12 protein-coding genes, 1 tRNA gene and 1 pseudogene are annotated in these 15,399 nt (G+C 33.3%); 5 read left to right on the plus strand and 9 right to left on the minus strand.

Annotated features, from left to right (window positions below):
* Window positions 1–97: 97 nt before the first annotated feature.
* From AABD74_RS18575 to AABD74_RS18595, 5 genes are all read right to left on the minus strand, one after another.
* On the minus strand, window positions 98–1,216 hold the full coding sequence (locus AABD74_RS18575) for a VWA domain-containing protein (RefSeq protein ID WP_232680373.1): 1,119 nt from the start codon (window positions 1,214–1,216) through the stop codon (window positions 98–100).
* Window positions 1,217–1,322: 106 nt separating this feature from the next.
* Window positions 1,323–1,703 (minus strand): YchJ family protein, encoded by a 381-nt coding sequence (locus tag AABD74_RS18580; RefSeq protein ID WP_232680371.1) that lies wholly within the window; start codon window positions 1,701–1,703, stop codon window positions 1,323–1,325.
* Window positions 1,690–1,926 (minus strand): hypothetical protein, encoded by a 237-nt coding sequence (locus AABD74_RS18585; RefSeq protein WP_232680368.1) that lies wholly within the window; start codon window positions 1,924–1,926, stop codon window positions 1,690–1,692. The genes AABD74_RS18580 and AABD74_RS18585 overlap by 14 nt, the downstream gene beginning before the upstream one ends.
* A gap of 106 nt (window positions 1,927–2,032) precedes the next feature.
* Complete coding sequence (locus AABD74_RS18590) at window positions 2,033–2,173, minus strand: hypothetical protein (protein WP_232680366.1); 141 nt, start codon at window positions 2,171–2,173, stop codon at window positions 2,033–2,035.
* Window positions 2,173–2,715 (minus strand): hypothetical protein, encoded by a 543-nt coding sequence (locus tag AABD74_RS18595; RefSeq protein WP_232680364.1) that lies wholly within the window; start codon window positions 2,713–2,715, stop codon window positions 2,173–2,175. The genes AABD74_RS18590 and AABD74_RS18595 overlap by 1 nt, the downstream gene beginning before the upstream one ends.
* Window positions 2,716–2,800: 85 nt before the next feature.
* Between AABD74_RS18595 and AABD74_RS18600 the strand changes: the two genes are divergently transcribed.
* The 5 genes and pseudogenes from AABD74_RS18600 (at window position 2,801) to AABD74_RS18620 (ending at window position 5,514) form a co-directional block, all read left to right on the plus strand.
* A complete protein-coding gene (locus AABD74_RS18600) occupies window positions 2,801–3,046 on the plus strand; it encodes a hypothetical protein (protein ID WP_232680362.1) in 246 nt (81 codons plus the stop codon).
* A 334-nt stretch (window positions 3,047–3,380) separates the two neighbouring features.
* A complete protein-coding gene (locus tag AABD74_RS18605) occupies window positions 3,381–3,821 on the plus strand; it encodes a KTSC domain-containing protein (RefSeq protein ID WP_232680361.1) in 441 nt (146 codons plus the stop codon).
* A 259-nt stretch (window positions 3,822–4,080) separates the two neighbouring features.
* Window positions 4,081–4,842 (plus strand): DUF4369 domain-containing protein, encoded by a 762-nt coding sequence (locus AABD74_RS18610; RefSeq protein ID WP_232680359.1) that lies wholly within the window; start codon window positions 4,081–4,083, stop codon window positions 4,840–4,842.
* Between the two features lie 18 nt (window positions 4,843–4,860).
* Window positions 4,861–5,247: pseudogene (locus AABD74_RS18615) on the plus strand (peroxiredoxin family protein); the annotation flags it as partial.
* A 186-nt stretch (window positions 5,248–5,433) separates the two neighbouring features.
* Window positions 5,434–5,514: transfer RNA gene (locus AABD74_RS18620), tRNA-Tyr, on the plus strand.
* Between the two features lie 376 nt (window positions 5,515–5,890).
* On the opposite strand, the gene AABD74_RS18625 is transcribed toward AABD74_RS18620, so the two are convergent.
* From AABD74_RS18625 to AABD74_RS18640, 4 genes are all read right to left on the minus strand, one after another.
* Window positions 5,891–10,558, minus strand: a complete 4,668-nt coding sequence (locus AABD74_RS18625; protein ID WP_406843883.1) for a hypothetical protein — start codon at window positions 10,556–10,558, stop codon at window positions 5,891–5,893.
* Between the two features lie 125 nt (window positions 10,559–10,683).
* Complete coding sequence (locus AABD74_RS18630; protein WP_406843884.1) at window positions 10,684–13,143, minus strand: hypothetical protein; 2,460 nt, start codon at window positions 13,141–13,143, stop codon at window positions 10,684–10,686.
* Between the two features lie 9 nt (window positions 13,144–13,152).
* Entirely contained in the window at window positions 13,153–14,496 is a 1,344-nt protein-coding gene (locus AABD74_RS18635; protein WP_406843885.1) for a PKD domain-containing protein, read from the minus strand.
* Between the two features lie 34 nt (window positions 14,497–14,530).
* Window positions 14,531–15,373 (minus strand): hypothetical protein, encoded by an 843-nt coding sequence (locus tag AABD74_RS18640; RefSeq protein ID WP_406843886.1) that lies wholly within the window; start codon window positions 15,371–15,373, stop codon window positions 14,531–14,533.
* Window positions 15,374–15,399: the final 26 nt, after the last annotated feature.

Here is a 15,399-nt window from a genome sequence, read left to right on the forward strand (position 1 = left end):
TTAGACGCACTGCTGTGCGTCTCTACGATATACTTTGTCTATAAATTAATTTGCAAAAACCTTTGTCCCTTTGAACCTTTGCAACTTTGAACCTAAATCAACGAACCCTCTTCTTCCTATTCGTTTCATAATCTTCAAAAATCATTTCACCAAGACCTTTTAATCCGGTATAAAATGCTTTTCCCTGATTTGCTTCTGTAAAATGATTCACAAATCGCTGTAAATACGGATCGTTTGCAATCATAAAAGTCGTAATCGGAATGTGTAATTTTCTGGCTTGCTGCGCCTGCGTATAACATTTGTCTACAATATATTCGTCGAGGCCGTTACTGTTCATATAATAAGAACCATCGCGCTCACGCACACAGCTTGGCTTTCCGTCGGTAATCATGAAAATCTGCTTGTTGGTATTTCGTTTTCGACGTAAAATATCCATCGCCAACTGCAATCCGGCAACCGTATTAGTGTGATACGGACCAACTTGTAAATATGGTAAATCTTTAATTGGAATTGTCCAGGCATCGTTTCCAAAAACCAAAATATCTAGTGTATCTTTTGGATAACGGGTTGTAATTAATTCGGCCAAAGCCATTGCCACTTTTTTGGCGGGAGTGATTCGGTCTTCGCCATACAAAATCATACTGTGGCTAATGTCTATCATCAAAACGGTGCTCATTTGTGCTTTGTACTGCGTTTCTTCGACAATTAAATCATTTTCTGTCAGCATGAAACTTTCAACACCATTATTGATTTGGGCATTTCGGAGACTTTCGGTCAGTGAAATACGTTCTAAACTATCGCCAAAATTAAATTCGCGAAATTCTCCTGTATGTTCATCGCCATTCCCTGCATATTTTGTTTTGTGATTTCCGTTTCCGGAGCGCTTTAGATTTCCAAAAATCTGGTCTAACGCCTGCTGGCGAATTGCGCGCTCTGTTTTTGCAGTTATTCCAAAACCATTTGTACCGTCTTCTTTGACTTCGTCTTTTATGTAACCTTTCTTTTTTAAATCTTCGATAAAATCATCGATTGTGTAGTTCTCATCAGTTAGTTTATATTCTACATCTAACTCCCGAAGCCAGCTGATTGCTTCGTCAAAATCGCCCGAAGTATGGGTGATTAGCTCTTTGAAAATACCAAAAAGTTTTTCAAACGGAGACTGAAATGGGGCTTCGTACGACTTAAAATAAAAACCTTTTTTAAATTCGTTTTTCATAATTCTAAAATTAAGCCTTTTTAGAATTATGAAAATAGAAACGTTTATTAATTTTTAGTTAAAATATCAAAACAAAATAACCCAAAATCAATACAAATTGTGTAGTTTATTCAAACTTTCCGTCGACATAAAACCACGCATTATTTTCTAATTTAAAAGTTGAAAATTCGTAATGTATCTGGGGTTTATTGTTTGAATCTAAAAAATAAGCTTTAAACTCCACTGTATTTTCTGTAAAACTCAGGATTTCTAATTTCTGCCATTTATTGGCCGCTGCCCATTTTAGAATTTCGGCTTTCGAATAATATTTTCTTTCAGAAATATAAGTCGTTTCTAAAAGATAATCGCCATTATGAGTGGCATAAGCCGAATATCTGGAACGCATTAAAGCCAAAGCCGTGGGTGCTTTTTGATTGTTTTCGAGATACAATCCACAGCAATTTTCAAACGATAATCCTGTATCACAAAAGCATTTATTCGCCGCCATCTACCTCTTCTTCTCCATTAATTTTTACATGAAGCTGGTTTAGCAAAACCTGATATCTGCTTATTTCCCTTACTTCTTCATCTTCTTCAGCAAAATCAATCATTTCATCTAACACCTCACTTACATCTAATAATTTATTATTTGCTTCTCTGGAATCTCCTGCAGCAATCAAATCAATAATTTCCTGTACACTTGCTTTTAAAGTTTCGAATTTTGTATTCATATATGTTTGTTTTTTATTTCAGGTTTCACGTTTCAGGTTTCAGGTTTCAGGTTTCACGTTCCGTTGTAACTTGAAACTTGAAACTAAAAAAACTTGAAACTATTTTCTACTCTTTATTTTCGTTGAATTTTTTCACAATTTCTTTGAGTTTTTCTTTGCGTGAAACTTCGGCTTGTTTTTTCTTCGCCTGAGCTTTGTGCAATTTGTCATTGTGAGTTTTAATATTTCGTTCGTTGTTGCGTCCCATTATATTTCTCTTTTTATTTCTTCTAAACTCCTTTCAGTAAAAATCAATTCGTTGATAATCTGCTTTCTTAAATCGGCTATATCATCATAATCAAAATATTTCGCCCACGAAGTTAATTGCTGCAGGTTTCTAACTTGTTTTAAGCGTTTTGTTGTTTCAAAACTTGTTCTCAATATCGCTTTTCCGTCGTAATTCGGGTTCTTTTTATGCTGATAATTTGCCAGATTCTTTTCAAAATCTGCTTCTATATAATAAAGTTTCTCTTCTGTATTATCAGGATAAAACTCATCCCAGGCTGCAAAACCAATTTTTGTTTTCGATTCGGTTTCAGGTTCACGGGCAATTAAACGCCATTTACTGTTTGCCAGTCTTCCCCAATGATTGGAGACGCGGTACATTCCGGCTTCGGTATAATAATAGGTACTTCCTGCCTTGCTTTCAAACTGTTTTTTTAAACCTTCTATTTCATTTGGAAGCACTTCATTAAAAACACAAAAGGTATTCTTGAAAGAATTTGGATGTGGCTTAAAATTTTTCTGCATATGCAAATATACTCAGATTGTCGCGAACTCCCTAAAACAAACCTAAATTGATTAACTTTGCCTTTTTAATTTTAAACAAAAAACTATGTCTAAAGATTCACAAGGAAAAATGCCTCAAAAAGGAGTTTTTACCGGCATTATCGAAAAAGATGAAAACAACAATTATTTCTGTGGTGAATATCTTTTAGATTATAAAATCGTACATTCAAACTTTAACGTTGGCGACTGGATTACAATTAAATCTGTAATTGAAAATCCAAGTGATATCAGCTACGATAAATATCCAAAGAAATCTAAAAACTTCGATAAGGCTAATCATAAGCCGGAATAATATTTTTGTTTCAGGTTTCAGGCTGAAATGATTTTTTTAACACAAAGTACGCTAAGATTTTTTTTTAAAGACTGCGCTTATAAAGTTCGCAAAGCTTTATCAATACAAAGCTTTGCGAACTTAGCGTTTTTATAAAAATCATACATATAAAAAATCCTTGCACACTTTGCGGTTAAATTAATTTCATAATTAACGATTTCATAAAACAACTTTCCTTAATATTTTTTGGATGAAAACTGAAAAGTTAAAAAAAAGTGTACCTTTGCAAAAAATTTGTCGTTTTGAAGTAAAAACACTCATTTCGAACTAATAGACAAGAAGTTACCTTTTATTTATGAAAAAAATAGTTGAATACCGTAAATTACTAAACGTAGAGAAAACTGCAGAGTTAAAAGATTTAAAAACAATTTATCGTAATGCGATGAAAGAAGCGCATCCTGATAAATTTCAAGGTGACGACGCTGGTTTAAAAGCTGCGGAAGAAAAAAGTAAATCTATTATTGAAGCTTATCACTTTTTAGTAAGCATTCACCCTGATACTATCAAACTTAATTTACCTGAATACACAGAAACAATAACAGCTTGTACTATTACAGATTATAAATTTGTAGAAGGTCGTTTGATTATTGATTTTTCTAACGGAAGTGTTTACGAATACATCAGCGTTCCTAAAGCAACTTATGTAAAAATGGTAAATGCTGATTCTCCTGGAAGATTTGCAAAAAGACACATTTTGAACTCTTTTACATGGAGAAAGAAAACAAATCAAGAATAAATTTATTCGAAAATAATTCAAAAAGCACTCTTCTTACAGAGTGCTTTTTTTATGGCTTACAATTAAAAAAATTCTATATTAGCATTCAAAACAATAAATAAATAACAGTTTTAAATCAAATCAACGCTTCAAAACCCTTGATTACAGGACATTTAGACACAAAAAAACTATAACAAAATTTTAGGTTACAAAATTCTATATGTTTTATAATTTTAGATACTTTTGTTGCACAAATCAATTAACTAATTAATTTTTTATAATGAAAAAAATACTTTTTTTACTTACAGCTTCTGCAGCTATCATTTCATGCAGTAAAGTTAAAGACGGAGAATACCTAATTACAGGTACTGCAAAAGGAATTGAAAACGGAAAAACGATTATTCTGCAAGGTCAGGATCCTGCTACAAGAATGACAATTGCGTTAGATACTGTAAAAGTTGAAAATGGAAAATTTGAAATTAAAGGAAAAGTTAAAGAACCGGCTTTTCATACATTAATTCTTCAAGGTGCTAACGGACCAATCCCATTTATCTTAGAAACTGGAGAAATCAATATCGAAATTGACAAAGACAGTATCCATAAATCTAAAATTTCCGGAACTTACAATAATGATGAGTATGTAAAATTCAATGATGACCTTACAAAAACTCAAAAAAGTTTAATTGATTTCCAGAAAAAGAATACTACAAAGATGCAAGACGCCCAAAAAGCTCATGATACTGCAACTGTCAATGGCTTAATGAAACAATACATGGAAATTCAGACAGAAGTTCAGGCTAATACTAAAAAGAAATATTTAGCTTACGCTGAAGGTCATCCAAAATCTTATATCTCTGCATTGATTATTCAAAGTATGATTAATGATCCAAGCAATGATATCAAAAAAACTGAGACTTTATACAACGCTTTAGACGAATCTGTAAAAAATACTACTCCTGGTAAAGAAATCAAAACCAGACTAGGTCAAGCAAAAATGCCTGCGGTTGGTGCATCTGCCCCTCCAGTTGGCAGCGCTAAATGAAGAGCAGATTTTTCAGCACCAAATCCACAAGGAAAAGTAGTTTCGCTTAAAGAAAGTTTAGGCAAAGTAACTATCGTTGATTTTTGGGCTTCATGGTGCGGACCATGTAGAAAAGAAAATCCAAATGTTGTAGCTATTTACAAAGAATTACATTCAAAAGGATTAAATATTGTTGGAGTTTCTTTAGATAAGGATGCTGAACACTGGAAAGAAGCCATCGCAGCAGATGGTTTAACCTGGACACATGTTTCAAACCTTAAATTTTGGGACGAACCAATTGCGAAACAATATAATGTAGAATCTATTCCTGCAACTTTTATTCTTGATGCATCAGGAAAAGTGGTTGCTCAAGACTTAAGAGGTGCGGAATTGAAAGCAAAAATCGTAGAACTTTTGGCTAAATAACATCAATATTTAGAAAAAATAAAAAAATCTCCTTAGTGGAGATTTTTTTATTTTATTCAATACCAACCAATTAAAAATTAATTAAAAAATAACTTTAAATTAAGTTCAATTTTTGTTTGCAAACATGAAAAACGTTACTATATTTGCAACCGCTTAGAACAACAAAGCGCAATAGTGCTGAGATCTGGGGAGATACTCAAGCGGCCAACGAGGGCAGACTGTAAATCTGCTGTGTGAACTTCGCAGGTTCGAATCCTGCTCTCCCCACAAAAGGGTAAAAGAAGTGAAAACAAAAATTTCTCAATCTTTTCAAAAAACGTGGTAAAACCTGCAAATCCTAGGATTCGCAGGTTTTTTTCTTTTATACTGCTTTTCAAATTTTTTAAAACCGCTCAAAATCTCTGTGGCAAAATCATGGCACAGGGGGCTTTTGAAAAATAAAAAACAGTATAATCAAGGTCTGCCAAAGTTAGGATCGAATATATTAAAAACAAAAAAATAGAAAGTGTTGGTGGAATAACCAGCCCTCCTTCATAATCTGAAACATTACCAGACTGTTTATGCTTAAAGCAAATCTCATCAATTCTATTTTTTTGTTTATTTGCTCTCTGTTTTTCTGGGAAGATCACTCCCTTTAAAGTAATTATCTAAAATTATTATTGTTTTTATACTTATAAGTAAACTCGTTTGTTTGTTTATATCCTGGTAAATTGTATTTCATTACTATTTCATAATTACCATATCGCATAAACAGGAAATTAGAATTTATAAAACGTTTTGCAATTAACTCAACACTAGTATCCCCATTGATATAAGCATTAATGATCTGATTGTCTAAGTCAATCCAATCTTGTTTGTAAAGCAAAGGCATATTATATTTAAATGGAAAATTACCTTTGGTCCATGATTGGTTTACATCATTCTCAATACTCGTCATATAATAAGAATTAAGTGGAATTGCCTTTGCAGGAATCACCCCTAATTCACTTGTATCTCTGTTATTTATGAAATAATTACCATTTAAAGGATAATCTTTATACAAATAAGGAAAAATATCCGTTGTATAATACTCATCATTTAGTTTAGATTCTGCTGTTATCATAGCCTTACCATCGCTATAAGTTACTCCGTTAAGTTCAGCCATATCAAATGCTTCCTGACTTGAAATAGTATTGGTTAAATAAATAACATCTGAATACAATACCCCAAAATTATTACTCTGCGTATTTATCGCATTCATTTTAGAAGTGAATGTTTTGTATTTACTAGTATTAAACGAATAAGATAAACGCTCAATACTTCCTTCTGCTTTTGACAATGCATCAGCTTGATTTTCTTTTATTTGTATATCATTACCATCGTCGCTGATTGTATTTGTTCTTATTGATGATGTTGTATTTCTCTGCGGCCCTTGTTTCAAACTGCTCATTATTGAAAAATTATATTTCTTGTCCTGATCAATATTAGGCAAATCATAATAGACTTCATTTGAACTGGTATTATAACTAAAAGCTGCAGCTTTTGAATTAGAAGTTCCTTCCTGATCTACCTTGATACTAGTTTCCCAACTTGCATCTTCAAACAAATAATCCTGACCGCGTTTAAGCTGAATATACCCTTTTGGATATTCTTCTTCAAGGAAATATTTCTGATCTACAACCGGATACGAATATTTAATATTGGTAAGCGGAATATGATTGGGAGCCCCTCCTGTTGTAAACAATCTTTCCTCATATTCGGTTGCCACTTTACCATCTACTTTTATAGGCTGAAAGACACCATTAATCATCTTTTGAAAACTAACTTCAACCTGAACTTTGAGTTCTTTGTTTGGAGGCAGGATATCTGTTGAAACAAAATTTACTTTGTCTTTCATAGAACCCCACTCCAGGACTCCTGGAATTTCGGTTGTTCCGTCAAAAACCTTGAATTTTTCTAATATTACTTTATAAGTAACATCACCTGTATCTTCAGGAATTACAAAAGCTTCATTTACCTTCGTTGAAAATGCGGCTTGCGGCACAGTAAAAACATCTACATCAGCTGAACTTTGTTTTGGCGTTACATCTGTTATTAGTTTAATTCCTCCTAGCGGTGATGCATTTTCAAATTGGCATTCCTCTCCAAGTTCAAATTTAAAACGAAATTTTCCTTTTATTAATCCCCCCAGAACATTCATATTACCGGCTACATAACCGCGCATCCAAACCGGATTTGGCAATTTTGCCTGTAATAAAACTGCTGCTCCTCCTGAAATGATCGGAACCTTCAGTTTTAAGAATGCCAGTTTTATTCTAACTCCCAATTCTCCCTGCAGGTAAGCATAAGACTGCCCGTTAGCATACCAGCCATTTATACCAACCCTGTCTCCTGTATTAGTACATCTGGCTTCCTGATAATCTTTAAGCATAATATCGAATCCCATTCCTGCCTGAAAACGAGCATAAAAAAGCAGAAAACTTAAATCTCCGGTATCAAAATCCAAACTGGCTCCAAAGGCCAGACCTCCTCCATTTGCCAATGCATTTTCATCACGCATATAATCTAATTCTTTGGCATCGACGCCCAAAATCTGCGCAACAACAGGCGGCGGCGGCGGACTTCCCGGAAGCAGTGTTCCTGCCATGAAATAACTTGTTGTTTTTAAATACATACCGGCTACACCTATTTTTACTCCACATCTGTCGTCCGGTGTTCCCATATACATATACCAATCTTTTGGGTCTTTATGAAAAACTCCCCAAACAGCTCTTCCACCCTCTCCTATTCCTGAAAGAAAATTTCCCGGCGTATTTATATATACGTCTGTTGTAGCATGCATAGAATGATTCTGGAAATCAAATTCTACTGCCGCTGCCATTTTTATACCTACCTGAGCTGATAAATCTCCCGGAATCGCTTCTTTTGCTTCTGGAATATATTTACTCGCAAAAGAACCTTTAAGATCGTTTTGTGTTATTCCCATAAAACTTTTCTTCGCAGCAGCATTTGAAGACACTTTTCCCATTAAATCTGTAACATTTTTAAGTCCTGGTATTGAGGCCATAACATTTGCCTTTCCAAAAATGGCTAATCTGTTTATACCTCCTTTTGAGTTAAAAGCAATTTCAAATCCTGCTTCACCATCACAAACCGTTTCTGAACCAATATGAAAATAAATTAGGGCTTTTACTCCTAAGCCTACTTTTTCATCGGGAGTATAACTCAATCCTGACGGAGAGAAATCACCAATGGCTATATCCGGATTTCGATGCATTTTATAATACGCCCCGCCCCCAAAACCATTAATCATAAAAGGCGAGGGAGCAGGCGGCCATTTTACTGCCGCATCAAAATACCAATATCTAAAAGTAGTACGTCCAAAAATAGCTTTTGCTTTTACGTTAACCACACCGGCAATGTCAACTTCAAGATCTGCATTGAATCCGTTTCCATATACAGGGTCTTTTTCCATTAAGATAAGACCTCCTTTAATGGTTAATCCGCTAAATTTACAGTCAATATTAATGGCAGACAGATCTAAACCGTCATACCTGCTTCGCTGCCTGTAACCATCATCATACATTTTACCTTTAATCCCAATACGGGCTGTGGCTCCGGCACCAATGCTTTCCATTAAATTAATTCCTAAATCAAAATCGATCCGGGAATCATTTCCGTTAATGGCAACATTTATATTACCAATCGAAACAGGGAAATTACCAAAGGCAACCGTACCTTTATAGCCCATATTTCGAACAGAAATAATAGGTGAAACGGTTTGCAATTGTAGGTTTTCAAACGAAATTCCTTTAAAATCAACTGTTTTTTTTCCTTCTATTTCTTTATCATCAGACGCACCTTTATTAGTTCCAAAAGAAATTGTCCCGTTTAAATTTGCCTTGGGTAAAAATCTTCCATTTACTAGTTTTAATTCAACAGAGCTATTAGGCAACAACAAAGCTCTTGCTTTCCAAAGATCAAAAGCGATAGAATCTTTTGTAACCACAACTAATTGCTGCTCTTCCATGGATATAAAACCATTATAAGCTAAACCTGCTCTGTTGGTTTGTGGTTTAGCTGGAGTTGCTGCCGTACTTGCTGTTGCTGCTGTAGCTGCAGTTTCTTTTTTCTCTGGTGACGCTTTACTTATGGGCAGAAGAATCTGACCGCTTAAATTTGCTTTTACAAAAGTATTGGCTGCAATAGTTACATCAATATGATCTAAGGAATATGCCCATGATTTTTCCTGACTGGTTATTCCCCGATCGAGCGGGAAAACATTATCTGCATAAAAAGTTCCCGAAACCCCATATTTATCTATAACCAGATTTTGTGCGCCTACATAAAGCCGTTCTTTACTTGATGCAGTATCTGTAGTTTGAAATTCTTTTGGAAGACCTACATCAAAAGTTTGAATAAATACTCCTTTCCACGCTTGCGGACTTGGTATTAAAAGTGCATTTTTTGCATAATACTCCGGAAAGACAACGGTGGGATCATTTTTTAAATCACTTAAGTCTAAAACTGCATTACTGACTAAAAACTGAAAATTACCATCAAAATCTTTTCCGTTTCGCTTGTCTTTCAATACAAAAGGCTGCATGCTTACATTGACCAAAATATCATTCCAGCTGCTTGCTGTAAGGCTGAACTCACCTCTAACTCTATTGGGTATCTGAACTGTTTTTCCGTTGTAATATTTTTTAGGGACTGTTGTTTTCGCCTCGTCGACAGTTTTAGACAGCGGATCAATTGGCAATATCAAATTTCTTGAAAACTCAACTGCTCCTGAAATTTTCATCTCTTTAAAACCATCACAGTCAATTGTTACATAGGTTAAATCATTTACATTTCCGGCTGCCATATCAAAACCGCCATATAATGATACCTGCCATTTATTATCACTAAAAGGAATATCAACATTGCCCAATAAGACTAATTTGGCTTCTCCCATAATACCTCCCTGATGCGATAATTTTACATTATCGGCACCAAAAAACAGTTGCATTGGTTGTCCATTTTTATCTTTTTGCGGAATATCAACTCTACAGAAAACAGTCAAAGTAGTGTACTCCGGTGAAAAAACAGCTTTTGTAATTCCGATAGAATATTGAACATTATTTACTGTGTTACGAATTCCGATTGGTAATTCTACCAAATCCTGATTCGCAAATTTATCTACCCAACGTTCAGAGGCTTCGATTTTTTGGATAGCACTTGAAGCAGCTCCTAATTCTTTAGGTGGTGTAATAATATCCTGCCCATAAGAAAAAACAACCGAAAACGTGATAAATAATACCAATAAATGTATTTTGTAAAACTTTTTCATAAGCAAATAATCCTGGTTTTTTGTAAAACAAAGCATAATAACTTTTTTAATATTTTAGCCAAACTTCTTTTTGAAATGATTTCTGTAACCTTATTTTATTTTAAAGAATCGCACTTTTTTGATCCTTAATTATTCTTTAAATATTTAAATTCAACTTCATCATCTTTAACATTTTTAATGGCTAAATCATGATAAAACAGAATTAGTTTGATTTTTAATTCTTCTATTACTTGTGTATCTGTTTTTTTTTCTTTCATCATTTTAAAGAAATGATTCAGCTCCTCTTTATTGAAATTTGAAAGATTTTCGTTTTGATGCATTTCATCTGCAGAAGTATTTGCAAGTATCGAAATCTCATTAAGCATCCATCGATGAATTAATAAAGGCTGTAACTTTTTATTTTTTCGTTCAACCAATTTTAAATAAGAATTATAACTTATTTTATCCGTTACATCTTGTTCATTTACTCCATGCATCTTATGTTTATTTACTCTTCCAAGAGCCATAACATAATCATTTTCAACACCTTCATCTTTACGAATCATTTCTTCTTTTAAACTTTTTACAGTTTCAAGGATGTATTTATTATATTGATCTAAGATTTCATTATTTAAATCGTAAGCTTTTAAATAATTTAAAGTCTTTTCTTTAAAACTTTCATTATCCGGAGTCAAAGTAGTGAGCGTTAATAAATGCTGCAATTCATCCGAATCTTCTTTTGGGATTGGTCGTAATGCAGCTTGAAGGTCCTGCAATTGTTTTATAATTTCATTCCTCGTTCCTTCATGGGACTTTTCTTTATATTTTATTTTCAGAATAGGCTCTAAAACAATTTTCGTTTCTTTTTTAGGCTCTTTTCTGGATGGCAATTTTATTTTATCAAGCGAGTAAGAGTAATTTAACGTAGCCGTTAAATCATTAAATTTCTTAGCATTAGAACTACTTCTAAACATTGAAATAATACTCATGTTAAAATTATGCTGTTCGAGCAGCACATAACTATTGTTAAACTTAACTCCAAACACTGAACTTGAATTCGTATTTCCTTGAGAATTATTATAAAGAAGTCCAAAATTAGTATTCAGCTTGTCTTTGAATAATTTTTTAGAGGCCCCGACTGAAGCCCCAACTGAAGAATTATTATTTTGTGCTACTTCGTTGCTGGTGTAATTAAGGGAGCTGCTCAGGGCAATTTTCATGTTTATAAAATTTACCGAATGTGCCAAATTATAATTCTGAACGGTACTTGCCTGACCTTTTCGTATCACGCCGCCTTGTTCGTTGGCCTGACCGGCAATACTATAGTTGAAATTCAAATTTTGATTCCTCTTTTTTCCAAAGGCATACGACATATTTACATTGGCATTTTGTGATAATTGCCTGTAATCTAAAGTATCTGATTGTACAACATTTGGATTGTTTATAAGCTCAAACTGATTTAATTTTTTATTTGTATAGGTGGAAAAATTTGAATAACTACCTGTTATATTCATTTGATCCGTTACTCTATAATTCATATTAACTGCCCCTACGACTCGTTTAGTGTCCTGCTTTTTTGCTTTTGCCAAATCATCTCTTTGATACCCTAAACTGGTTGATACCGTAATTTTGTCCTGATAAAAAGGACGTGAAAATCGCAATGCAATATTTTCTAAATCGTTATTAAAATATAATGCCCCTAATGTGTTGTAATTAGGATCAATACGTTCATACGTTAATCCTATTATACTTTTTTGGATGTTGTAATCAAAGTTGACATTTACTGCATTCATAAAACTTGTACTTTCTTTGCTGGAAAATAACTTATCCCTAAAATTGCCTCCCGAAATATTTTTGCTTCGAATATCATCCGTTAAAACAGATAAAGCATACTCAGCATTAAAATTTAAATTTTTTATCAACGATGTGCTAAAAATCAAACTGTTTACAAAATTTTCTTTTGGCGTTACTCCTTTATCATTAGTTATGTTTATTGAATTAACATTGTCTTTGGCATAAAAACCAATCCAGCCAATTTTATATTGCTGCTGTTCAAAACCTATTTTTGCTCCGTAACCAAAACGCTCGTATACCGGAATTCCTCCTGATGCATTTTCCTCTGATACCGCTTTTAACAACTGTCCTCCCATTAAAGTTATTTTAAACGGGCTTCTTGGAGTCAGTTCCAATCCAACTCCCTTAAACGGAAAACCACTTAATGTATAAGGTGAAAAAGTCATGCTTGCATTGCCTATATATGCTTTTACCCACTTATATTTGGGCATAATACTTAATCTGTTAAAATCAAATGGGGCGGTATAGCCCAAATTATTTCCTTGATTGGTAATACTATAAAATAACGGAACACTAAAATTAAAAGCACTAATATTCAAATTCCCTGAAAGCAAATAAGTAAAAGGCTCACGTGAATTTTGCATATTATTAGAAGTATAATACATCATATTTGCATTCACATTACCTGTAACTTTAAAATTTGGTTTATAAAAATTCTCTAAGTCTACATCCTGAGCGTATCCTTTCCTGCAAATACAACAGACAAAAACAATACATAACCAAAATAAGATTTTCTTATTCTCTCTTTTCATTATAGCTGGCTATTGTTTTTGAACTTTGATATCACATAAAATATAAGAACTTGTTCCGTTCTTTACCATATCTTTAATTTTGATGGCTCCTTTCCTTCCGTCTTGTGTTTTAAACAAAATGATTTTTGGATAAGTAAAACCAAATTCCTGTGCTCCTGCTGCGCTATAACTTATATTTAAAGATTTTACAGGAGTATCATTTACCATAGCATCAAACTGTGCTTCGGTAAAATTTAAACCGCAGTTACACAAATTTTGAGAATTTATAAAAATGGTGCTTTGTGCATTTTTTAATGCTAAAAAGCCATAATTGTTTGCCTGATCCGGCGATATAAATTTATTATAGGTAAAGCTGCTATTTAACCCCTGAAAAACAATATCTATTAAGCTGCTGTTCTGATCGTTAATTTCATTTGCTTTATAAACCTGTCTTGTTACTGTTGAGAACATTGCACCAATATTATTATTGTTATGTGCCGAATTTATTCCCAATTTAATGTTGGTTAAAATACGCAGATTCGTATCTGACAGCACTGTAATAGTCGATTTATAAATCTGACTTGTTTTATCATTAAAAGCTTCTAAAGTAACTTCATGACTGCCTGCACTTGTAAAAACAACTGTCGGATTCTCCTCTGTTGAAACAGCCGGATTTCCGCCTTCAAAATTCCATTTATAATTTGTTGCACTAATCGATTTGTTAGTAAAATTAATCGTTACAGGAGCCTCGTAATCATCGTCTTCAAACTTTGGTTCATACGAAAACAGGCTGACTAAATAAGGTGCAACGGTTATAGTCTGAGTTTGTTTTTCTGATTCAAAACCATTAGAAACAGTCAGCGTTACAGCGTGATCACCGGGGGTTGTAAATACAACATTTGGAGGTGTTTTGCCTGTAAATGTTGCAGGAGTCCCATCCTGAAAATCCCATTTAAAAGTTAATCCTTCTCCAATAGTAGTATTCTTTAAAACTACCTCAACCGGAGAAAAATTGCTTTTTATGATTTCATGAGCAAACTCAATATTAATTCCTTCTTTTATTACTACGGTTTTACTAATTTCTTTACGTTCTCCGTCTACATTTGCAGCTATTAGTTTAATAGTATAAGTACCTTGTTTATTATACAATATTTCACCCGGATTTTTTTGAGATGAAGCAGCCGGATTACCTCCTTCAAACGTCCATTCGTATTTATCTGCACCGGTAATTTTATTATCTATTTTAATAATAACAGGTATCGATTCGTCTTTGTTGGCATACGAAGTCGTAAAATCACCCTCTATGGCTATAGCGGTTTCCTGATAACAGGATGTAATAACAATAAATAAGAGTAAGAGTAAAGTTTTTCTCATTCTGAATCTTTTTTATATATTCTGACTAGCTTAATTATTTTCCTTTCCCTGAATATTGACTTCCTAAGCTGTAGCCGTTTCCAACAAGAACACGTGCAATATTCATAGCCGTTATATCCTTACTCATTTTATATCCTATTGGATTACCTCTATTATCAAAAGCTGCTTTAAATACTTTGTTATCATAAGTAATCAATTCCTGGTTTAGAAATTTATCATATCCTGAAATCATACCTGCTTTTGCGAACCATGTTGCGATTAATTTGCCATCTAAGTCAGCTATTTCATATTTCAATTCTCCATTATTTGATGGTGAGGTCATTTTGATATAACCAATCGCTTTATCATTTGGATCCAGATTTTTTGCTTTTATACTATAAATAACACCATTATCATCTATTCCTAATTCATAGGTATCAGCCAGAATATTTGCGTTTTCGACATCATTTTGAACTCCCAGACGTTTGGCTGAAATTCCGGTTGATTCTCCATTAATGAAATTCTCAATCGATTCTGGGTTTAAACCATCCGTGCTTATATAATTTCGATCCAGTAATTCATAGATAATACTTCTGTCATAATTAAAGGCACTGAATTTTCTACTCTTGAAATCTAATTCGTTTGTTTTTCCTGTCGCTTCGTTTTTAAATTCTATCCACGGAAGTGTCATCGAATCAGCATTGGGAACATTCTTTAACTCCGCTATAACAGCATAACTTTTATCTAAATTGTAAATTTTAAAAATTGGTTTTTTGCCTTCTATAAAACCAATTATTTTTTCATCTAGCTTAATCTCTCCTTTATCAATCTTGATTTTTTGGGCATAACCACAGAGGCTTATTAGCATAATTATTACGGTTAAAATATTTTTTATCATATGTGATTTTTTATTCTGTTTATCTA

It is taken from the genome of Flavobacterium soyae, from assembly GCF_045348165.1.
GTDB classification, from domain to species: Bacteria; Bacteroidota; Bacteroidia; order Flavobacteriales; family Flavobacteriaceae; genus Flavobacterium; species Flavobacterium soyae.